Genomic DNA, 21,517 nt, shown 5'->3' with positions numbered 1-21,517 from the left:
TGGCTGCCGTCTCAAGCCGATTGCTTCACAGGCGCCGTCTCGCCGAGCCAACCCGCGAGATCGGCAAGCGCGCGGCGCGACATCGCCCGCTTCTTTTCGCGACCACGCTCCGGGCCCTTGAGCTTCTTGCCGTCCTGACCGTGGGTCGGATTGGCGTCGAGATCAGGAAGCAGACCGTAGTTGATGTTCATCGGCTGGAATGAGCGGGCCGCACCGCGCTCGCTGTCGTCGCTGACGAGATGGCCGCCCGTGATGTGATCGAGCAGTGCGCCGAGCGCAGTCGTGGCAGGCGGCGCATCGCTCACAACCCCCATCGCATCCGCCGCAGCGAAGCGACCGGCAAGCAAGCCGATGGCGGCGCTCTCGATATAGCCTTCCACACCCGTAATCTGTCCCGCGAAGCGCAGCCGCGGCATTGCCTTGAGCCGCAGCGAGCGATCCAAAAGCTTTGGCGAATTGAGATACGTGTTGCGATGGAGACCGCCAAGACGCGCGAATTCCGCGTTCTCTAAACCCGGGATCATCCGGAAAATACGCACCTGTTCGGCATGCTTCAGCTTCGTCTGGAAGCCGACCATGTTCCATAGTGTCCCGAGCGCATTGTCCTGGCGAAGCTGAACGACCGCATACGGCCAACGTCCTGTCCGCGGATCATCGAGGCCAACCGGCTTCATCGGCCCAAACCGAAGCGTTTCGCGGCCGCGCTCGGCCATCACCTCGACTGGCAGACAGCCGTCGAAGTAGGGCGTGGACGCTTCCCATTCCTTGAAGGACGTCTTCTCGCCCGCGAGAAGCGCATCAATGAACGCTTCATATTCGTCTTTCGACATCGGGCAGTTGAGATAGTCCGCGCCGGTTCCCGCAGGGCCGGCTTTGTCATAACGCGACTGAAACCACGCTATCTCGGTATCGATTGAATCGCGATGAATGACAGGCGCAATCGCATCGAAGAACGCGAGAGAATCTTCTCCCGTCAGCGTCGCGAGCGCAGCGCTCAACGCCGGAGACGTCAACGGTCCCGTCGCAATGATCACGTTGCTCCAGTCTTCCGGCGGAAGGCCGTCGAGTTCGCCGCGCACGATCGTGATCAGCGGGTTTGCGGAAATCCGCGCAGTCACTTCCGCCGAGAACGCATCGCGATCGACGGCGAGAGCGCCGCCCGCCGGCAACTTGTGCTCATCGGCCGCCGCCATGATGAGCGACCCTGCACGGCGAAGTTCCTCATGCAGAAGTCCGACGGCGTTATTCTCCCAATCGTCGGAACGAAATGAATTCGAGCAGACGAGTTCGGCAAAACCGTCAGTCTTGTGAGCTTCGGTCGAGCGCACCGGCCGCATCTCGTGCAGCACGACGGGCGTACCCGTAGCAGCAATCTGATGTGCTGCTTCCGAGCCTGCGAGCCCTGCACCAATGACGTGGACGGAGGATGATTTAGCGATATGCACAGCGGCTCCACAGCGGAGGAACGAAGTTCCATTGAGTCATTTTGAAGCGAATCGGCCGAGTGCTAAGCGACGTTGCGCAGGAAGCACCGGAGCGGCCTGTCGCATTACTTAAGCGGGGCGGCATGGGCTTGCAACGTGTTGTGTGGTCTGCGCTGCTTTCGATAGCGATCGCGGGATGTACGCATGACCGTCTGGGCCCCGTGGAGGGCCATTATCAGGATTTCCAGGTCGATCCGCCCAACAAAAACACGGTTACCGTCTGTCACGCCTACACGTGCAAGATGATGACGAAGTTCCGCTTCACCGACGCGGACATCGACGAGCTTCGAGCAATTTTCAAGAAGATCAAGAAGGCCGATACGGCGGAGGAAGAGCGCCGCGCGGTCGCCTATTCGATCGGCTGGATCGAAACGCGCGTCGGCGCCGCAATCGGCACATCGACCGACCGCGCCGGCATGGACTTCGCGGCGTCGGGCGATCCGAGCCAGATGGACTGTGTCGATGAATCGACGAACACGACGAGCTATATGCTCGTCATGCAGAACAATGGCCTTCTCAAATATCACACCGTCGGCACGCCGTTCTCGAAAGATCAGCTCTGGAAAGGCGTCTCCGGTTGGACGCATTGGACCGCGGTGCTGAAGGAGAATTCGAACGGCCAGCGTTGGGCCATCGATAGCTGGATCTACGCCAACGGCGTGAACCCGGCAGTGGTCGAGGTCGAGAAGTGGTACATCGAAGACCTGGGGAGCCTTCCGGTCGCGCAGAAGTAGCGGCCGTTCGCAGCCGCTGCGGTTAGCCCACGAAATAATCCCACGTCAGCTTCGCGTTGAGCACGATGATCAACAGCGCAATGAGGACGGCGACGAAGGTCAGCCAGCGGGGCGACACGAGATCGCCGAGCTTGCTTCGGCTCGCCGTGAACTGCACCAGCGGCACGATCGCGAAAGGAAGCTGCAGGCTCAGCACCACTTGCGACAGGATCAACAGCTTCGCCGTTTCCGCTTCACCATAGAGAAGGGTCACGCCCGCTGCCGGTATGAGCGCGACGGAACGTGTAATGAGCCGCCGCAGCCAAGGCGCCAGCCCGATTTGCAGGAAGCCCTCCATAACGGTCTGGCCCGCGAGCGTGGCCGTAACGGTTGAGTTCAAGCCGCAGCATAAGAGAGCGATGCCGAAGAGCGTCGGCGCAATGGCCGACCCGAGCAGCGGATGCAGCAACGATTGCGCTTGGCCAAGTTCCACGACCTCGGTGTTTCCGGATTTGTAGAACGTGGCGGCGGCGAGGATCAGGATCGACGCATTGACGAGCAGCGCCAGGCACAACGCGACCGTCGAGTCGATCGTCGCGAATTTCAGCGCCTCGCGCTTCTCTTTGGTCGATGTGCCGAACGCGCGCGTCTGAACGATTGCCGAATGCAGATAGAGATTATGCGGCATCACGGTCGCACCGATGATCCCGAGCGCCAGATAGAGCATTTCGGGATTGCGCACGAGTTCCGTCGTCGGCGCGAAGCCGCGGATGACGGCGCCCCATTCGGGATCCGCAAGCGCGATCTGAACGCCGAAGCAAATCGCGATGACGATGAGCATCGTGATGATGAAAGCTTCGAGGTACCGGAAGCCCGCCCGCTGCAAAAGCAGAACGACGAACACGTCGAGCGCGGTCAGTAGAACGCCGATCTCGAGCGGGATGCCGAAGAGAAGATTGAGGCCGATGGCCGTGCCGATCACTTCGGCGACGTCAGTCGCGATGATCGCAAGCTCAGCCAGAAGCCATAAAGGAAAGGAAGCCCACTGAGGATAACCGTCGCGGCACGCCTGCGCGAGATCGCGCCCCGATCCGATGGCGAGGCGTGCGCACAGCGATTGCAGAATGATCGCCATGATGTTCGAGAGAAGAGCAACGAACAGCAGCGCGTAGCCGAATTTCGAGCCACCCGCGATCGACGTCGCCCAGTTGCCGGGGTCCATGTAGCCGACCGCCACCAGGTAGCCGGGGCCGAAAAACGCAGCGAGACGCCGCCATGAGCTCGCATGCCCGGAGACCTTCACGGTGCGGAAAACGTCGCTCAGAGAACGCTCCGAAATAGGCTTCCGCCAGCTTCCGCGAGCCTGCTCGGCAGTCTCAGTTGGGGGAGCGGCAACTTCAGTACGGGCGTCCATGGATCACTTTTCGCAAATGACAATCATTTGCAACTAGAGTGGCCCATGGGCGCGCGGCCGTCAAGAACCGGCGCGACCCGGCCCGCTGTGACAAATTCGGAGGGGAGAAGTGAGGATAAATGGCCGGAGAAAGTGGAGTTTGCCGCCATCATACCACCGCCGCGGTCTAGCCAACGCCCCGCCGTCGTGGTCTGCAATTGTCACAGAACAAGCAACAATACAGGCGGTGAAGCCTCGCGATGTGGTCCCCCTATAAAAGACGTATCAAGCGCGACCTCGAGCGCTGGCAATCGAACGGCTGGGTCAGCGCCGAGGGGCGGGCGGCGATTGCCGCCGACGTCGACAGCAGCGGACGCGAATTCGGCCTCGCACCGGCGCTCGGAATTCTCGCGAGCATCCTGTTCGGGTTCGCAGCGATTTCATTCGTCGCCGCGCACTGGGAAGACATGCCGCGATTGGGCCGCCTCGCCCTGCTGCTCGCCTGCGTTTGGTCCGGTTACGGAGCGGCCGGTTGGCTCGCAACGCGCGGTCACACTGTGTTGGCCGATGCAGGGGTTCTGTTCGCTTGCGGAATGTTCGGCGCCAGCATCATGCTGATCAGCCAGATGTACAACATCGGCGGCAATCCGTCGGACGGCGTTCTGATGTGGTGGGTCGGGACGCTCCTTGCGGGAGCAGTGCTGCGGTCGAACCCTGCGCTTGCTTTGGCGATGATCCTCGTCTGCGTTTGGTCGTTCATGGAAACATCGGAACGCAACGAAGTCCACTGGCCGTTTCTTATCGGCTGGGCTCTGGTCACCGCCGCCTTCATCTGGCAGCGCTGGCGCCCCGGCCTCCATCTCTCGGCCCTGACATTGTCGGCGTTCGTGGTCTCGCTCGGGTACCAGTTGGACGGAGGGCACCAGCATGGTCTCGTCGCCATGATTGGGCTTCTTACCGCCGTCGCCGCGATCGCGGCGGAAAAGCTGCGGCCGGACCTTGATGCCGCTTACGATCATATCGCGGCTCCGCTTTTTGCGTACGCGCTCGCCGTCGCATTCTCGGGCCTGTTTGCGCAGCAATTTTTGGAAGTTCCGCGGATGGGAACGCTCATCGTCCTCGCCGCGGCGTCTCTCGTTTTGATCCTCGGAGCCATCGCCTACGCCCTGTCGGCGGGGAACCGGGGCGCGCTCTGGGTCGGCTATTTGGGCTTCTCGGCCGAAATACTCACGCTCTACGGCGTCACGGTCGGCACCATCCTCGGAACGTCTCTGTTCTTCCTGATCGCCGCGATCATCGTCTCGCTTCTCGCCTACGCGGCTTTGAATTTGGCGCGCCGGGCGACGGGAGGAGGTCTGACATGATCACGAAGCGGACATTGATCTGGCCGCTGCTCGGCGCTGTGGCGTTGGCCCAGTCGGCAGCGCTCTTCGATATGGTCTATGCGCGTGATCGGCTGCTGAAGACGGGACGCGAAATTACGCTGGCCGTGCGGCCGCTCGATCCGCGCGACATCTTCCGCGGCGATTACGTGACGCTGGGCTACGACATCAGCACGCTCAAGAAGTCGTCGACCGAAACGGACCCGGATTTCAATGGTGTCTCACCGGGCTCTGTCGCTTACGTCACCCTGAAGGGCGCGCCCGGCGGCGATTGGACGGTGACGCACGTCGGCAGTCGATATCCATCTGAGGTTGCATCGGATGAGGTCGTCCTCAAAGGCCGCGTAAAGTACGTCTGGAATGCCGGCAACGACCCGGAAATGACAATCCAGGTGCGCTACGGCATCGAAAACTACTTCGTCCCGGAAGGCACGGGCCGCGCGCTGGAAGACAAGGTGCGCTCCCACAAGATCGAGGCAGTCGTAGCGGTCGCCGCCGACGGAACGGCCGCCCTCAAGGGTCTTATCGTCGATGGTGAGCGGCACGAGGACCCACCGCTTCTTTGAGGCTTCAGGCGCGCCCGGCCACCTGCTATGAGGCGGCCGCAAAACGCGAAATGGCAAAACCGGAAATGGAGACCTCAAGTGACCGTCACCCGCTATGAAACATCACCCGTCTATTCGAAGGTCACGGAGGCCAACGGCTTCGTATTCACAGCAGGCGTTATCCCGACCGATCTTTCCAAGGACGTCGAAGGCCAGACTGCCGAAGTCCTGACCGAGATCGACCGCCTGCTGGCGCTGGCCGGTACCGACAAGTCGAAAGTCGTCCAGGCAACCGTCTGGCTCAACGACATCCGCCATCGCGATGGAATGAACAAAGCATGGGGCGTTTGGCTCGATGGCAAGGGCGCACCGGCCCGCGCGTGTGTCGAAGCCAAGGTCATCGATCCGAAAATGCTCGTCGAGATCTCGGTCGTCGCCGTCAAGTAGGACGCTCACATCCAGAGTGCTGGAAGACCAACGTTTGCCGAAGCGCGATCGAGGAGTTTGCGCTTCGGCAACAATCTGTGCCCCGATTACCTCTCACGTAGAAATTCTTTCGCCGCCGCTCGAAAAGCCAATGAGAGCATCGCTGAATCTGCGAAATACGCGATGGGGGGATCTGGCCCTCGATTGTCTTCGGAGACGGTAAAAAATGATTCGCTTCGGATGGATGAGGCCGGCGTTCGCCATGGCCGCGCTTTTCGCCTGCGCCGCACCGGCGCTCGCTGACGATACCGGCGTGGCCGCAATTCACGAACAGCGGCGCGAGGGCGGCCGCACCTGCTTCGTCGACCATTACCATTACGGTTCGAGCGCGGGGCTGTCGTCGAAGAAGGCGGCTCTTGCTGCCGGAATTAAGTCCTGGGCCGATTTCACCGATTTCGAATACGGCTCAGACTGGGCGCGCTGGGGCCGTGCAGCGGAGAAGAGCGCGAAGTGCTCGCAATCCGGTATCGGCGGTTCCTGGGGCTGCGATATCAGCGCCAGACCCTGTCGCTAACGAGACCCTGCCGCTGAATGGACCCTGCCGCTTAAGGCTTGTTGTCTTGGGATCTAAGAAGGCCGCGCTTTCGAGCCGGCCTTTTTCTTTGGGCTCGAGCGCGCGAATGCCGGTCGCACGGCTAGCGGCGCACCAGCACTTGCGACAGCACCCGGCGCACGATCGAAGCGATCCAGCGGATCAGGAACAGCTTTATCATCGTGCCGACGACGCCGCTGTTCGAGCCGAGAAGATTTCCGAGGATCGACCGGATGACATTTTCCAGTGAGCCGCCGTCGGGTCCCGGAACCTGCTCACCGCCACGGCGGACGATATCGGGAAGCCGGCTGTAAGGATTGTCTTCGGGCTCGGATGCTGGCCCCGGATAGCGGTTTCTGCGTCCGACGCCGGGAATATTGTCGCCTGGGATGGGCAAAGGATTGCCGGCGTCGATGGGCCCTCTTGGAATGTCGGCCGGACGGCCCGGCGCGCCGATCGGAGGCTGATCGTCGGGCGTCGAATTAACGTCTCGCCTAGCAGGCGGAAACGTATCGCCCGGCATCGGCAACGGACTGCCGCCCGCGCCCGAAAACGCCGGAATGAGGCTCGCGACCTTGGCGATCGCCGGGCCCGATTGTTTTTGCAGTTCGCCGATCAACAAAGTCGCGACCACTGGCAGCATCTTTTGAGCGGTCGCAGCATCGATGCCGCTTCTGGATGCCGCTCGCGCCGCAATTTTGCGGCTCACATGCTTGTTGCCGATCAGCACATCGAGGATCTGATCGCCGTTCGCAATCATCTCAGGCGAGGAGAGCCCGTCGGAATCTGATAGCGCACGAGACGCTCCGGGCGCCGTGACGAGAGAGACCACGTCCGCAACGCCGCCGCGCGACAGCATCGTGCGTTGGATGCGAGCCGCCAATTCATCACCGAGCGCGTAAACCGCACTGCGTGCGCTCTGCTCGTCAATGGCGAATGCGTCAGCAACTCTTCCAATGAGTTCTTGGCCCGCCGCGCTCCGAAGGCTCTCGTCGATGGTCACGCTGAACTCCGGTGATGGTCGAACTTGTCCGCTTACCTATCATGGCGAACTCCGGCTGACAGCAACTCGCCTGTTCGTCGGATGGAGAGGGCGAGAGTGATGGTCGTTCACCTGTGAACCAGCCGGAATCAACCTCACTGATGCGAAGAAGGTACACTGATGTACATCACACGTCAGGGGACCCGTTTCGCGATGGCGTGCGTTAAAGTGCGCCGGGCTCGCGCCCGGAAAAAAAGTCCGAGGGCGAATGCCCCTGTGGAGAGACCAATGCGAAAGCTCGTAATCTCGATGTCCGTTCTCGCCGGACTCATTTTTGCGGGAACACTCCCAGCTTCCGCTAACGCGGCGGCCGGTCTGACAGCAATGCAAGTGGAGAAATCTGCGGGCCTCGTGACTGAGGCCCGTTGGCACGGTGGATGGGGCCATGGTGGATGGGGTCACCGCGGCTGGCACGGCGGTTGGGGCCATCGCGGTTGGGGTTGGCGGCACCATCGCCGTTGGTGGGGCGGCGGCCTCTACTACGGCATCGGCTGGCCTTACTATTACGGCTACTATCCTCGACGTCATTACTACTATGACGACTACTATTATGGTGGCCCCTACTATCGCTATCGCTGGGGACATCGCCGCTGGCATCATCACGGATGGCATCGTGGCTGGCGCCATCATGGATGGGGCGGCCACCGCGGTTGGGGCCATCACCGCGGCTGGGGCCACCGTGGGCACGGAGGCCATCATCGCCGCTAGCGCCCGATAGCCCAAGCCAGAAGGCGACTTTTGAGCGATCCGCGTGGGTTCATCCGCCCGGGTCGCTTTTTTTGTCCGTATTCTCCGACTGTCCGAGTTGCAACACTGCGACACTTTTGGCATGGTCCGCCGCGGCTCTCAGCCGACGACTCAAATGTGAGAGTGCGAAAAATGCCGGGGGCGGGACAGCTGTTTCGGCAGCGCCTGAAAGCACCTGGAATATAGGTCCGAGCAAACGGACCTCGATGGAAGCGTGCTAAAAGGGACCACTCAATGAGCAATATACTTTGGGGGATCATCGCCTGCGGGGCGCTGTCGATCCTCTATGCATTCATAACAGCCCGCACGGTGATGAGCGCCGACCAGGGCAATGCCCGGATGCAGGAAATCGCTGCAGCCGTGCGCGAAGGTGCACAAGCCTATCTCAATAGACAGTACCGCACGATTGGCATCGTCGGCGTGGCCATCTTCGTATTGGCGTGGCTGCTTCTCGGGCCGCTTCAGGCATTTGGATTTTTGATTGGCGCGGTCCTGTCGGGCCTCGCGGGCTTCATCGGCATGAACGTTTCTGTGCGGGCCAACGTTCGAACCGCCCAGGCGGCGACGGTCTCGCTCGCCAAGGGCCTCGACATCGCCTTCAAGGCCGGTGCGATCACCGGCCTTTTGGTTGCGGGCTTGGCGTTGCTGGGTGTTGCCGTCTACTACGCGTTCCTCACAGCCGGTCTCGGCAAGGAGCCAGGTAGCCGCGACGTCGTCGACGCGCTTGTCTCGCTGGGCTTCGGCGCATCGCTCATTTCGATCTTCGCACGTCTCGGCGGCGGCATCTTTACAAAAGGCGCTGACGTCGGCGGCGATCTCGTCGGCAAGGTCGAGGCCGGCATTCCGGAAGACGACCCGCGCAATCCCGCAACCATTGCCGACAACGTCGGTGACAACGTGGGTGACTGCGCAGGCATGGCGGCGGACCTCTTCGAGACCTACGCCGTGACCGTCGTCGCCACGATGGTGTTGGCAGCGATCTTCTTTGCCGGCCAGCAGAATCTCGCGGTGTTGATGCTTTACCCGCTCGCTATTTGCGCGGCCTGCATCGTGACCTCGATCATCGGTACCTACTTCGTGAAGCTCGGCACCAATGGCTCGATCATGGGTGCCCTCTATCGCGGCGTCATTGCCTCGGCGGTCTTGTCGATCGCCGGACTCTGGGCAGCGACCGAATACGTGCTCGGCGGCTTCGGAGACGTCGGCACCGCGGCCGGTCAGACGATCTCCGGCTGGAACCTGTTCCTCTGCGGTATCGTCGGCTTGGGCCTCACGGGCCTCATCGTCTGGATCACGGAATACTACACGGGCATCGGTTATCGACCGGTTCGGTCGATCAGTCAGGCGTCCGTCACCGGCCACGGCACGAACGTCATCCAGGGCCTTGCGGTCTCTCTCGAAGCCTGCGCACTGCCGACGATCGCAATCGTGGCGGCCATCATCGCGACCTACAAGCTCGGCGGCCTGTTCGGCACGGCGATCGCGACGACGACGATGCTCGGCCTTGCCGGCATGATCGTTGCGCTCGACGCCTTCGGTCCCGTAACGGACAACGCCGGCGGCATCGCCGAGATGGCCGGTCTGCCGAAGGAAGTGCGCCGTTCGACCGACGCGCTCGACGCCGTCGGCAACACCACGAAGGCCGTTACGAAAGGCTACGCGATCGGCTCGGCCGGTCTCGGCGCTCTCGTGCTCTTCGCGGCCTACAACTACGACCTGCAGCACTTCATCGCCGAGGGCAACGCTCCCGGCGCGACGAGCTATCAGTTCTTCAAGGACGTGCAGGTGAACTTCGGCCTCGACAATCCCTACGTCGTCGCGGGTCTTCTGCTCGGCGGTCTCATCCCCTTCCTGTTCGGCGGCCTCGCGATGACGGCCGTTGGCCGCGCAGCGGGCTCGATCGTCGAAGAGGTACGCCGCCAGTTCAAGGCGAACCCGGGGATCATGAAAGGTACCTCGAAGCCCGACTACGCACGCGCCGTCGACTTGCTGACGCGTGCGGCGATCAAGGAAATGGTCGTACCGTCGTTGCTGCCTGTGCTCTCGCCGATAGTGCTGTTCGTCGTCGTCAACGCGATTGCGGGTAAGGGCGCGGCGTTCTCCGCGGTCGGTGCGATGCTGTTGGGCGTCATCGTGACCGGCATCTTCGTCGCCATCTCGATGACGTCGGGCGGCGGCGCCTGGGACAACGCGAAGAAGAGCTTCGAAGACGGCTTCGTCGACAAGGACGGGGTCAAGCACATGAAGGGTTCGGAAGCCCACAAGGCATCCGTTACCGGCGATACGGTCGGCGATCCCTACAAGGATACCGCCGGTCCAGCCGTCAACCCGGCGATCAAGATCACCAACATCGTGGCGCTCCTGCTGCTCGCCGTGCTCGCGCACTGGTAATCGGCAAAGCGCTTTGAAATGATGAAGGCCCCGGAGCTCGCTTCGGGGCCTTTTTCGTATCCGTTCGCCGGCCGTCGCTTAAGCGGAGATCAGCCGACCAGCTTCGGGTCTTCGCTGTCGTGCACGTGCCCGATGGCTTTGAGAAAGCGCTTGTCGAGAAGCGAAGGCTTCAGAAGCACCTTTCCCGAGTGGACATCCTTCACCGCCGAGCGCGGTATGACGAACTCGCCTGCGTTCTCCACGTAGATGACGAGCGATGTGGGGGTGACTTCGCGGACGGCGCCGATGCCGTCCTTGCCGTCAACCAGGAAAGCCATGAAGCCAACTTCGATGTGTTCGGTCATGTGTTATCCCTGCGCTGTTGCGTTGAGGGCCGACCTGGAACGAGCCGCCCGAACCACGGTTGATCTGCGTCTTCCGCGGTGCCGTTGCAAGCGCACCGCCGCTGTGAGGAAAGAATATATAGCAGTCGCCGCGCCCGGAACGATAGGCGACGATGGGCGAGATCATCCGATCGCGAGATCAGGTAGAGTAAATATCCGGTTAGCCGCCGCCGAAGAGCTGTTGCTTGCCGAGGTTCCGGAACAATTGCTTCAGGATGCCTTCGTCTTTGCCGCCAGGAGCCGGTGTTTTGCGGCTGACGAAATCGAAGATCTTTCCGTCTTTCAGGCCGTAATTCGCAATACTGTCGACGGTGCCGCCCTGGTTGAAATAGACCGCGACGACTTGCCGGTCGGTCTCGGTCGGAAGGAAAAACGACTTCTGGCTGTCGGTGCTCGATATATAGTAGAAGGCGCGCCCGTCGCCGACGACCGCCGTGGTCGCCGGAGTGCCGAGCGATGTGCGCACTTGGTCCTGGCTCATTCCGGGCTGAACGGACTGCAAGTCTGTGGCACGGAACTGCTGGCCGTGCTTGGTGATCGTCGGACTGCCACACGCCGCCAGGATGACGGTTGACGCCAGTAAGCCTGAGCGAAGGATCGCCTTGAGTAGCTCACTTGAATGGCCGTGCTTTTTCATTTGAACTTTCATTCTGGCGCGAATCTCTTCGCCCTCTCGCCGCCGTGTGTTTAGATTGTGCGTCAAAAGCCGGCAACTGCGCGCCCACGTGGCCGCACGGCATGATCCCCAGACATTTGCTCTGCTCGTGCTGCTAACCAAGGAATCCGATTATGTTGCGATGGCTAAGGCAACGGGCCGAAACCAGCCGCAAAGCAGAAGAGCTTTATGGCAACGTCGTGGCCGCGGCGCGGCAGCCGGATTTTTACGGTGCCCTCGGTGTTCCGGACACACCAGAAGGCAGGTTCGAGCTGGTCGCGCTCCACCTTTTTCTGGCGCTCGAGGTTCTGCGCGGGAAGGGGGCCGACGCCGAAGCGCTCGCGCGGCGCACGATAGAAACTTTCGTCATTGATATGGACGACTGCATGCGCGAGATGGGGGTCGGGGATCTAACGGTGCCGAAGAAGGTTAAGCGGGCAGCGGCGGCCTTCTACGAGCGCGCTTCGATCTATCGCCAAGATCTGATTGAGGATCTGGCCCAGGATCTGGCCCAGAATCTAGCCCAGGCTGAGCCAGGCGCTCCGCGACTGACCAAGAGCCTCCGCGGCTATGTCTTTGCGAATTCCGTCGAGCGGGGAGAGGGCGCAGCCGGACTTGCGCACTACATGCAAGCCGCTTCATCCGCTCTCGCCGATCACGCATTCGGCGAATTCGTCAATGCAGGAATGGCGAGCCGGCTGCTTGCGGCCGCCACATCAAAACACAAGGTATCGATGACGTGACTGACCAACTGAATTGGATCGAAAAGGCGACGGATATTCCGGCCAGCGGATTGGAACGCGACCGCGAGGCGACGGCGGCCGAGCTTCAGGCCGTTGCGCAGGCTCTCGATATCCTGAAGGTCGCCAGCCTTTCCACGAACTATCGCATCAATGCGATAGCCGGAAACGGCTACCGGCTGCGCGGCAGGATCACGGCGAACGTCGAGCAGGCGTGCGTTGTGTCGCTCGAGCCCGTGAGCGGCAAGGTGAACGCGGACTACGAGGTCGAGTTCTTTCCGGCCGTCGACGTCAAGGATGACGAAGAGGAAGCTTCGATCCTCGAAGGCACCGACATCGAAGTGCTGGAGCACGGCATCATTCCGGTAGGCCGGATCGTCTACGAGACATTGTCCGCGTCACTCGACCCCTATCCGCGCCGTCCGGACGCCGAGTTCAATTGGGAGGACCCGAAGGCCAAGGACCCCGAAAAGGTGAGCCCCTTCGCGGCTTTGTCCAAGCTGAAGCCACCCGGCTGAAGTATCCCTGCTTCGGCGCGGGAGACAGCCGAAGTGGATAAAAAGTCAAGCCAAAACCGGGGGATATGAGTGCTTCTGTCACGAGGCGCGATTTCGCCTTGTGGGCGGGCTCCAAAAGGCTATGGTCTCGCCGGATTTCGGGGAAATATAAGACCAATGCCGGGTCTGGCACCTCCTCAGTGCCAATACGGCTTCAACGGCAATCAAGAATGGCGAGTCCAAAGACTATCGCGCTGGACGCAATGGGTGGCGATCACGGTCCGGAGGTTGTTGTCCCCGGGGCGGCATTGTCCCTGGAGCGCCAGCCTGCGCTGAGCTTCATCTTCTATGGCGACCAGCCGCGCATCGAAGCAGCGATCGCGCGACATCCCGCGCTCAGGGCAAAGGCGCGTATCGTGCACACGGATCATGTGATCGCGATGCACGAGAAGCCGAGCCAAGCCTTGCGGCGTGGCAAGGGCTCCAGCATGTGGCTGCCGCTCGAAGCCGTGAAGACCGGCGAGGCGGATGCTGCGGTCTCGGCAGGCAACACCGGCGCCCTGATGGCCATCGCGAAGCTCGTGCTTCGGCCGATCGCCGGCATTGAACGCCCGGCAATCGCCGCCATTTGGCCGACCATCAAATCAGAATGCATCGTCCTCGATGTCGGCGCCAATATCGGCGCGACAGCCGGCCAGCTTGCCGATTTTTCGCTGATGGGCGCCGCGATGGCGCGCGCCGTATTCCATATCGAGCGGCCGTCCGTCGGCCTCTTGAACGTCGGCACCGAAGAGATGAAGGGTAACGAGGACGTCAAGGCCGCGCACGCGCTGCTGAAGTCGATCGATGCCCTGCCGCTCGAATACAAGGGCTTTGTCGAAGGCGATCAGATCGGCCGCGGCACGGTCGATGTCATTGTCGTGGAAGGCTTTGCAGGCAACATCGCCTTGAAAACCGCGGAAGGCACGGCAAAGCAGATCAGCAGCTATCTCCGCGCCGCCATGACGAGTTCGGTGCTGAGCAAGATTGGCGCCTTTCTGGCGCAAGGCGGCTTCCGCGTGCTGAAAGAAAAGATGGACCCGAGGCGCGTCAACGGCGGCACGTTCCTGGGCCTCAACGGTATTGCGGTGAAGAGCCATGGCGGCACGGACGCCTTTGGATTTGCGAGCGCGGTGGATCTTGCTTACGAGATGGCCGATTCCGGTTTGATCGCGCGCCTCACGGCGGATATCGACGTTTTTCATCATAGGCTTTCGGGCGCTGCCGGCGGTTCGCAGCCGCAGAGCGCAACAGGCAGCCCACTCGGAAAGGCATAGATTTGGCAGTCCTTCGTTCTGTCATTCGCGGCGTCGGTGCACATTTGCCGAAGCGCATCGTGACCAATGACGACCTCGCAAAAATCGTCGATACGAGCGACAGCTGGATACAGGAACGATCCGGCATCGTCTGCCGCCACATCGCCGATGAAAATGAGTTGACGTCCGACCTCGGCGCGGCCGCGGCCAAGCAGGCATTGGTCCGGGCAGGGATCGATCCCGTCGACATCGACCTCATCGTCTGCGCAACGGCGACCCCCGACCGCACCTTCCCGGCAACGGCAGTCCGAATCCAATCAATGCTCGGCGTCACGAAGGGCGCCGCCTTCGACGTACAGGCGGTGTGCTCGGGCTTCGTCTACGCTATGACCGTTGCCGACAACTTTCTGAAACTCGGGCAATCGAAGCGCGCGCTCGTCATCGGCGCCGAAACGTTCTCGCGCATTCTCGATTGGTCAGATCGTTCAACGTGCGTTCTATTCGGCGACGGCGCCGGCGCGGTCGTGCTCGAGGCGCAGCCGCAGCACGGAACCAACGACGACAGGGGTATTCTTTCGACGAGAATTCGGTCGGACGGCCGCTTCGAGGATTTGCTCTACGTCGACGGCGGCCCCGGATCGACGAAAACCGTTGGCCACCTCCGCATGAATGGCCGCGAGGTTTTCCGGCACGCAGTCCAGAAGATCTCGGGCGTCATCGAAGAAACGCTCGTCGAAACAGGCTACGCCGCCGACGAGATCGATCTCTACATTCCCCACCAGGCCAACAAGCGCATTCTCGACGGTATCGCGAAAAAGCTGGGCGTCGCGCCCGAGAAGATCGTGATTACGCTCGACAAGCACGGCAATACGTCGGCGGCATCCATCCCATTGGCTCTCAATGACGCCTTCGAAGCCCACAGGGTTAAGGAAGGCAGCCTGGTCCTGATGGAAGCCATGGGTGGCGGCTTTACCTGGGGCGCCGTGCTTGCCCGCTGGTAATGAAAATGCTGCGTTGCAGCGTAGAAAGTCGTGATTTTTCAGTCGCTTGTTAGCCCCTCCCGTTGACCCCGCGACCAACCGCCGCTACCATAACCGGTCAGAACGAATGTTCGGCTGGGAGAACAAAATGGCGGGCAAGACTTTGACGCGGGCAGATCTTGCTGAAGCCGTCGTCGAGAAAGTGGGGTTGCCGCGCAACGAGAGCCAGGATCTCGTTGAGCGTGTGCTGGATGAGATTTCGGGAAGCTTGGCGGAAGGCGATGCGGTTAAGCTTTCGTCCTTCGGATCCTTCGGCATTCGCCAAAAAGGCGAACGGGTCGGACGCAATCCCAAAACCGGCGAGGAAGTTCCGATCACGCCGCGGCGCGTCTTGGTGTTCCGTCCATCGAACATCATGAAGGACCGTATCAACAAGGGTCACGCGAAGCGCTAGAGATCCGATTGCATCGCGACGCAACTGAGCGTTCAATCGTTCGTAGCTACGGTACTCGCGAGGGCACGATTCCATGAACAAGTCTGCGGAGGCGTTTCGCACGATCGGAGAAGTGGCCGACGAGCTGCAGATTCCGAAGCATGTTCTGCGCTTTTGGGAAGGACGTTTCCCACAAATCCGCCCGATGAAGCGCGGCGGCGGCCGGCGTTACTATCGGCCTGAGGATATGGAGCTGCTGCGGGGCATCCGCGCGCTGCTTCATGCTGAAGGATACACGATACGCGGCGTCCAGAAGATCCTCCGCGAACACGGCGTCGAGCAGGTCAAGGCCGCGGCTCACCGGGTTGCGGCGGCGCAGGCCGCGGCGGCTCCGGCCGAACCGGCGAGCCGCAAGCGCGGAAGGAAGCCCGTAGCGCGAGCGACGGCAACGGCCGCACAACCCGAAAACAAAGGACCCGAGAAAACCGTCGTGCCGGTCAAAGTTCAGATTCTGGCTGCAATGCGCGAACTCGAAATCGCGCGCGCCATTCTCCTCGGCCAGCCGCTCAACGCAACGGATAGTGCCGACGATCTGAAGAAGCCGCGTGCAGGACGTTCATAAGCTTCGCCCCGCGGTGCAAACGGACATGCCCGCTCATCACGAGGGCCCCCACGAGGCCCTCTACGATCTCGAGGTATTCTTCGTCGACCTCGTCAAATCGGCGGCGCTCCTCGAAGCCGAGGAAGAGGCGACGCCCCGGCTTTCCCCATCCGACAACGAGCGCGCGAGCGCCATGGCCGATCGCGAGGCAGCGCGGCTCTGGCGTGCAACGCGCATTGCCACCCGCATCGCGCTTGAGCGCGCTGGGGGCCAAGCCCTCCGGAGATTGAATTTCGAGATCGAGACCGGCGGCCGTCCGAGGCTTGCCGGAGCTCCACATTTCAACGTCTCGCACACCGGCGGAGCCGCACTCATCGTCGTCTCGAAAGACATGCAGCCCGGCGTCGACCTCGAGCGAAAGGAACGCCGCATCCGTATGTCAGATGACCGGCGCCAGCGGATCGTGAGTGCCGCCCAACGCATGGGAGCTGAACAGGCATTGTCGCCGGCATCCAACACCGACGTGATCGTGGCGTGGGTCCGCCTTGAAGCTGCCGCCAAGGCTCTTGGCTCGGGTATCGGCCGATTGCTGACGGAGCAGGGCGTCGTTGGAGGCAGTCGTACGGCCCGCGCGCAAGGTTCAGGATTTGATCTCGAGATCAGGGATCTCGTCGTCGGAGATCACTTCGTTGCGGCAGTCGCAGCCCAACGTCTTCCTGAAAGAATAGACGTGCTTGCGTTCCCCGCCGATAACCTCGTCGGGTTCATAAGAGGCAAATGACGGCCAGCGTCCGGAACGTGATCCGCGATCAGGGAGCGTAGCCGAATAGCTTCGGCCACGGATTGCTGACCGTCTTCTGCTCCCGGTTGTGCCGGCTGCGTTGCCGGGCGGGAGTATCGGACTTGGACTCAGCCTTCGCCTTCGTTACCGAACCGGTCTCGGAATCCGACGCGCTCTGCTTGCCCGTCGCCGGAGCAACCTCGAAAGCCGTTGCGGACGGATCTTTGACGGCGAGCAGGATGTTCGACTCCGTCGGCCTCCAGCGGTAGCCGAGGCTGAAATCGATCGGCTTCGCGTTCCCCTTTGCGAAAACGTCCTTGAGCTTCGCCTGATATTGGCCGCCGAAGAGGCTGATGGGCCCCACGTAACGGCCGTACGGATGAAGCTGCCAGCCTTGCGCGAAGAAACGTATGGGGATGCCTGAGTCATCTTCGAGCAGCGAAACGCTGTGCGAAAGCAGGAAGTCGCGCACCGTCGAGAAATTATCCGAGTGCATCAGATACGACGCGCTCTTCAAGAAGCTGTCGCCATGTCCGAGCGTGTCACAGAAGGTGAGAAACCCGCTGTTCTTGATGCCGCCGTCGGACAAGTCCGTGCTGAAGTAGTAGATCGTGCGCTTCTTGCCGACATTGGCGTCCGAGAATACGATTTTCGCGCCGCGGCCCGTGGCGTTCGCGATGTTCTCTTCGACGGGATGCAGCGTGCCGTCGCTCTGCAGATCGAACAGCGAGATGTCGTAGATCGTCTTGCCGGAGCGCGCCAGGAAGGTCATCAGCACAGGCAGCGTGCCGTTGAGCTTGGCGCGGCTGAAATCGACGCGCATGAATTTCGTCTGGAAGAAGCTGTAGCTCAGCACCGAGCTCAACGACGAGCGAAGGTCCCGGAGCGAGCTCGCGATCTCGCCGCGGGAAAACTTGCGCAGATCCGGGATCTGGCCCGGAGGCTCCAGACCCGCCATCACATAAGTGTCGGCCGACGGAAAGAATGCGTCCGCATAGAGAAAGTCCGGCCCGCTGAAGAGATAGAACAGCACCGGCTGAGGGTTGTTGAAATCGCGCGCAACCATGGTGCGGATCTTCGACAGCTGGCGCCGCTCGAGTCCGGCCCAAGCCTCGTCGAAACTGCGAGCGTACTGCTTCCAGTACCCTTCGTTCGTGTACGCCGTAAGGGGCGAGCCCTCCGACGGCTGCAACCCGGCGATGAAACGGGCCGTATCGTTGATACTGGCGCTCGGCTCGGCCTGCGCGGAAACGGGAAGGATTGCGAAGGCAACAGCCATGACGGCGGCGATCGCAACGGAGACGCGCATTCTAGCCATGTTTGGTCCTATTGAGGTCTTGCACCAATCAACGAACGCCGTTGCGAAAAGGCATAAACGGCCAAACCCGTCAGCATGATGGCAAGACCTGCCAGCGACTGCAGAGGACGCTCGACAACGAGGTAGTACATCATGAAAGCGGTCACACCGAGGAAGATAAACGGCGTCACCGGATAACCCCAGGTCCGGTAGGGGCGGGGTAGACCGGGCTCGGTCCAGCGCAGCACGATGACGCCGAGCACGGCCAGGAAAGAGCAAAGCGTGAGGCTGAACTGGATCGTGTCGAGAACCGCCTCAAAGCTCTGCGTCATGAGCAGCACAGTGACGATGCCGAGCTGCAACAGAATTGCGGTTTTGGGAACGCCATCGCTCGTCGTGCGCGAAAGCGCCTGCAGCAGCCCATGGTCTTTGCCCATCGCCATCGTGACGCGAGGTCCGATCCACGTCATGGCGCTGATCGAAGAAATGAGGCCGATGCAGATCAGCCCTCCGACGATCCGGCCGCCGAACTCGCCGAAAATGTGTTTGCCGGCGACCAGCGCGACGTCGATCTGCCCGGCCATGGCCGAAATCGGCGTCGTGTAGAGGAACACCGCATTGAGAGCGACATAGCCTGCGATGACGATCAAAGTCGCGGCAACGATCGAGCGCGGCAAACTGACGGAAGGCTCGCGAATCTCGCCAGCGATATAGGTCGCAGCGTTCCAGCCGGAGTAGGCATACATGACGAAGACGAGGCTGACCGCGAACGGCGCGCTCGCAACATAGGTCCAGTCGTCGGCCGAGGGGGCGAAGGAAATGGGCTGTGGCGTTCCGTAGGCGAGCCCGGCGATGATCAGCGCAACGATGAGCGCGATTTTGATCAGCGTCGAGATGTTCTGGAATTTGCTGGAGTGCTTGATGCCGCTGAGATGCACGGCGGTCACGATCCAGACGACGGCGAGCCCGAGAAAAAGCGGCGGAATATCGGGCGAGATCGCTTTGAAGTAGACGCCGAAAGCCATCGCCGCGAGCGCGATCGGGGCCGAGAACCCGACTGTCGCGGATATCCATCCTGCGAGAAAGCCGACAGCCGGATGATAGATGCGCGAGAGGAAATTGTATTCCCCGCCTGACCGCGGAAACGCCGCAGCCAATTCCGCGTAGGCGAGGGCGCCACAAAGCGCCGCAACGCCGCCGACGATCCAGAGCAACAGCACCGAGAACGCCGAGGGAATGCTTGCGACCTGAAAGCCAAGGCTAGTGAAAACACCGATGCCGATCATATCGGCAACGGCGAGGGCGGTGGCGGTGACCGTGGAGACTGTCCGGATATCGAGACCGGAACCCATCGAGGACGGTGCGCGGATGCTGGCGGCAGATGTCATGAAAGAGCTTAACCGTGGCCGACTCGTGGACAGTATTGACTCGGATGCACAGCAACAACTGCTGACAGAACATGTTGAATCCGCGTTGCTAAAATACATCTAGCGCGTTGCGCGTAAGAACCTGTTCGTGGATTCGCCAAGTGCAGCATAACGTCATCCCTATGGCATTCGGGCGGGCGCATCCCACGAATTGAACAACTTTGGACTTTACAGCCACACGTCAATTCGTGGGCGAATCGTGGCTGACTCTTCTGTGCGAGGGTAAACGCAACTCTAATGAACGACGACGGAGTGTCGAGCGCATGGCGCCGGCGGCAATAAACGACGGGCGACGGAAATTTCTTGCGCAAGCTCTCGGCGCAAGCGTCGCTTGGACGCTGAATGTTTCGGATGCTGGCGCAGCGAGCAAGACGGGCAAGCATCCAGTCGCGCCTTCCAAGACTGAAGTGAAATCGAGAAGCGGCCCGACCAAGGCCGCAAAGACGAGCCTTGTGCCGTTCGATACCGCGCCCTTTCCATATCATGGAACGATGCCGGGCTCCGCTGCACCGTTTCTGAATGTCGATGAAGGCGGCCGCAAAGGTCATCGCACGGGATCGGGGCGCGTCTATTGGGAAGACCAGACCTACAACGATAATCGTGTGCTGCTGCACATTCCGAAGGGCTTCGATATTCGCCGCCCCGCATTGATGATGGTCTTCTTTCACGGCCACGGGGCAACGCTTCAACGCGACGTTCTCGAGCGCCAGAAAGTTCCGGATCAGATCTCGGCATCCAACGCCAATGTCGTTCTTGTTGCCCCTCAGCTTGCGGTCGATGCGGCGGATTCGAGCGCCGGCAAATTCTGGCAGCCCGGCGTCTTCGGGCGTTTCATCGGCGAGGCCGGACAGCAGCTTGCGCGCATGCACGGCGATCGCAAATCGCTCCGCACCTTTGCGAGCATGCCGGTCATCATCGTCGCCTATAGCGGGGGATACGTGGCGGCGGCTTCCGCGATCGAGCGCGGCGGTTTGAAGAAGCGCGTTCGCGGCGTCGTTCTTCTCGATTCACTCTATGGCGATCTCGACAAGTTCGCGCGTTGGATAGAGGCGGATCCGTCGGCCTTCTTCGTCAGCGTCTATCTCGGCTCGACGCGCAACCAGAACGCCCGGTTCGAAAACATTCTCGCGGCCCACGACGTCGACGTCAGCCCCGAGATAAACAACCGCCTCGCAACCGGCGGCGTTGCCGTGGTTCCGGGAGGCGACGTCCGCCACCGCGATCTCGTGACCCATGCCTGGGTCGAGAACCCGATCATCGATATCTTGAAGCGATTGCCCGAATACCGGCGTTGAGAGCCGAGGTTTCACGCGGTCCGCCGCCCTGTGCAACCGATCTGCACAACGTGATCACGGGCCCGATTAGCCAAGATACGCGCCCGCGCGGTACATCCTCCTTGACGGGGGGGAGTGTTCCGGGTACCCAACGCCGAGATCGACCGGCCAGATCGACCGGGTGGCCCTCCTGACGCGAAGTTCAGGCTGGAGCCATCGAGATTTCCAAATCGGAGCGTAGCGCAGCCTGGTTAGCGCACCAGTCTGGGGGACTGGGGGTCGGAGGTTCAAATCCTCTCGCTCCGACCATTTTTAAATTAAAATCAATGATTTGTTGTGTGGTAAAATCGGCGCAATGACGTCGTGCGCCGGGGACACGCCGGGGACACGCTTTTTTCGCTCCAAACTTCTCCTCGTAGTGACGCTGGGACGGTTGCAA

General features: G+C 61.4%; 22 protein-coding genes and 1 tRNA gene. 16 read left to right on the top strand and 7 right to left on the bottom strand.

Going from position 1 to position 21,517, the window contains the following annotated elements; genetic code table 11:
- Positions 1-11: 11 nt before the first annotated feature.
- A complete protein-coding gene (gene trmFO / locus BM399_RS08880) occupies positions 12-1,445 on the bottom strand; it encodes a methylenetetrahydrofolate--tRNA-(uracil(54)-C(5))-methyltransferase (FADH(2)-oxidizing) TrmFO (protein WP_425284069.1) in 1,434 nt (477 codons plus the stop codon).
- 59 nt (positions 1,446-1,504) lie between these two features.
- Between trmFO and BM399_RS08875 the strand changes: the two genes are divergently transcribed.
- On the top strand, positions 1,505-2,218 hold the full coding sequence (locus BM399_RS08875) for a hypothetical protein (protein ID WP_092867195.1): 714 nt from the start codon (positions 1,505-1,507) through the stop codon (positions 2,216-2,218).
- 22 nt (positions 2,219-2,240) lie between these two features.
- Here the strand turns inward: BM399_RS08875 and BM399_RS08870 are convergent, their stop codons facing one another.
- Positions 2,241-3,611 carry an Nramp family divalent metal transporter gene (locus BM399_RS08870; RefSeq protein WP_092867193.1) on the bottom strand — a complete coding sequence of 457 codons (1,371 nt, stop codon included), beginning with the start codon at positions 3,609-3,611 and terminating at the stop codon, positions 2,241-2,243.
- A 239-nt stretch (positions 3,612-3,850) separates the two neighbouring features.
- Here BM399_RS08870 and BM399_RS08865 point away from each other — a divergent pair, with 239 nt between their 5' ends.
- The 4 genes from BM399_RS08865 (at position 3,851) to BM399_RS08850 (ending at position 6,517) form a co-directional block, all read left to right on the top strand.
- Entirely contained in the window at positions 3,851-4,954 is a 1,104-nt protein-coding gene (locus BM399_RS08865; protein WP_092867191.1) for a DUF2157 domain-containing protein, read from the top strand.
- Positions 4,951-5,538 (top strand): GDYXXLXY domain-containing protein, encoded by a 588-nt coding sequence (locus BM399_RS08860; RefSeq protein ID WP_092867189.1) that lies wholly within the window; start codon positions 4,951-4,953, stop codon positions 5,536-5,538. Before BM399_RS08865 ends, BM399_RS08860 begins: the two co-directional genes overlap by 4 nt.
- Before the next feature lie 78 nt (positions 5,539-5,616).
- On the top strand, positions 5,617-5,964 hold the full coding sequence (locus tag BM399_RS08855; protein WP_092868134.1) for a RidA family protein: 348 nt from the start codon (positions 5,617-5,619) through the stop codon (positions 5,962-5,964).
- Between the two features lie 205 nt (positions 5,965-6,169).
- The gene (locus tag BM399_RS08850; RefSeq protein ID WP_092867187.1) at positions 6,170-6,517 is read left to right on the top strand and encodes a hypothetical protein; all 348 of its coding nucleotides are present in this window, start codon (positions 6,170-6,172) and stop codon (positions 6,515-6,517) included.
- 121 nt (positions 6,518-6,638) lie between these two features.
- Here BM399_RS08850 and BM399_RS08845 read toward each other — a convergent pair whose 3' ends face one another.
- Positions 6,639-7,538, bottom strand: a complete 900-nt coding sequence (locus BM399_RS08845; RefSeq protein ID WP_092867185.1) for a DUF937 domain-containing protein — start codon at positions 7,536-7,538, stop codon at positions 6,639-6,641.
- Positions 7,539-7,805: 267 nt separating this feature from the next.
- On the opposite strand from BM399_RS08845, the gene BM399_RS08840 reads away from it, so the two are divergent.
- Positions 7,806-8,285 carry a VrrB protein gene (locus tag BM399_RS08840; RefSeq protein ID WP_092867183.1) on the top strand — a complete coding sequence of 160 codons (480 nt, stop codon included), beginning with the start codon at positions 7,806-7,808 and terminating at the stop codon, positions 8,283-8,285.
- 273 nt (positions 8,286-8,558) lie between these two features.
- On the top strand, positions 8,559-10,715 hold the full coding sequence (locus tag BM399_RS08835; protein ID WP_092867181.1) for a sodium-translocating pyrophosphatase: 2,157 nt from the start codon (positions 8,559-8,561) through the stop codon (positions 10,713-10,715).
- Positions 10,716-10,804: 89 nt separating this feature from the next.
- Here the strand turns inward: BM399_RS08835 and BM399_RS08830 are convergent, their stop codons facing one another.
- The gene (locus BM399_RS08830) at positions 10,805-11,059 is read right to left on the bottom strand and encodes a hypothetical protein (protein ID WP_092867179.1); all 255 of its coding nucleotides are present in this window, start codon (positions 11,057-11,059) and stop codon (positions 10,805-10,807) included.
- Between the two features lie 199 nt (positions 11,060-11,258).
- Positions 11,259-11,735, bottom strand: coding sequence for an outer membrane protein assembly factor BamE (locus BM399_RS08825; protein WP_092868133.1), 477 nt, complete (start codon positions 11,733-11,735; stop codon positions 11,259-11,261).
- Positions 11,736-11,887: 152 nt separating this feature from the next.
- Between BM399_RS08825 and BM399_RS08820 the strand changes: the two genes are divergently transcribed.
- From BM399_RS08820 to BM399_RS08790, 7 genes are all read left to right on the top strand, one after another.
- Complete coding sequence (locus tag BM399_RS08820; protein ID WP_092867177.1) at positions 11,888-12,496, top strand: ubiquinol-cytochrome C chaperone family protein; 609 nt, start codon at positions 11,888-11,890, stop codon at positions 12,494-12,496.
- A complete protein-coding gene (locus tag BM399_RS08815; protein ID WP_092867175.1) occupies positions 12,493-13,011 on the top strand; it encodes a YceD family protein in 519 nt (172 codons plus the stop codon). Before BM399_RS08820 ends, BM399_RS08815 begins: the two co-directional genes overlap by 4 nt.
- A 209-nt stretch (positions 13,012-13,220) precedes the next feature.
- Complete coding sequence (gene plsX, locus BM399_RS08810) at positions 13,221-14,306, top strand: phosphate acyltransferase PlsX (protein ID WP_092867173.1); 1,086 nt, start codon at positions 13,221-13,223, stop codon at positions 14,304-14,306.
- Positions 14,307-14,308: 2 nt separating this feature from the next.
- Positions 14,309-15,286: a beta-ketoacyl-ACP synthase III gene (locus BM399_RS08805; protein ID WP_092867171.1), complete on the top strand. Its 978-nt coding sequence runs from the start codon at positions 14,309-14,311 to the stop codon at positions 15,284-15,286.
- Between the two features lie 127 nt (positions 15,287-15,413).
- Positions 15,414-15,719, top strand: a complete 306-nt coding sequence (locus BM399_RS08800; protein ID WP_092868132.1) for an integration host factor subunit alpha — start codon at positions 15,414-15,416, stop codon at positions 15,717-15,719.
- A 73-nt stretch (positions 15,720-15,792) separates the two neighbouring features.
- Entirely contained in the window at positions 15,793-16,320 is a 528-nt protein-coding gene (locus BM399_RS08795) for a MerR family transcriptional regulator (protein WP_092867169.1), read from the top strand.
- Positions 16,304-17,080 (top strand): 4'-phosphopantetheinyl transferase family protein, encoded by a 777-nt coding sequence (locus tag BM399_RS08790; RefSeq protein ID WP_244531168.1) that lies wholly within the window; start codon positions 16,304-16,306, stop codon positions 17,078-17,080. Before BM399_RS08795 ends, BM399_RS08790 begins: the two co-directional genes overlap by 17 nt.
- A gap of 28 nt (positions 17,081-17,108) precedes the next feature.
- On the opposite strand, the gene BM399_RS08785 is transcribed toward BM399_RS08790, so the two are convergent.
- The gene (locus BM399_RS08785; RefSeq protein ID WP_092867167.1) at positions 17,109-18,398 is read right to left on the bottom strand and encodes a hypothetical protein; all 1,290 of its coding nucleotides are present in this window, start codon (positions 18,396-18,398) and stop codon (positions 17,109-17,111) included.
- An 8-nt stretch (positions 18,399-18,406) separates the two neighbouring features.
- Positions 18,407-19,765, bottom strand: coding sequence for an APC family permease (locus BM399_RS08780; protein ID WP_092867165.1), 1,359 nt, complete (start codon positions 19,763-19,765; stop codon positions 18,407-18,409).
- A 302-nt stretch (positions 19,766-20,067) separates the two neighbouring features.
- On the opposite strand from BM399_RS08780, the gene BM399_RS08775 reads away from it, so the two are divergent.
- Positions 20,068-21,099, top strand: a complete 1,032-nt coding sequence (locus BM399_RS08775; RefSeq protein ID WP_244531167.1) for an alpha/beta fold hydrolase — start codon at positions 20,068-20,070, stop codon at positions 21,097-21,099.
- Between the two features lie 210 nt (positions 21,100-21,309).
- Positions 21,310-21,387, top strand: a tRNA-Pro gene (locus BM399_RS08770).
- Positions 21,388-21,517: the final 130 nt, after the last annotated feature.

Source organism: Hyphomicrobium facile (genome assembly GCF_900116175.1).
Lineage (GTDB): Bacteria > Pseudomonadota > Alphaproteobacteria > Rhizobiales > Hyphomicrobiaceae > Hyphomicrobium_B > Hyphomicrobium_B facile.
This window is presented reverse-complemented; position numbering and strand designations above follow the sequence as displayed.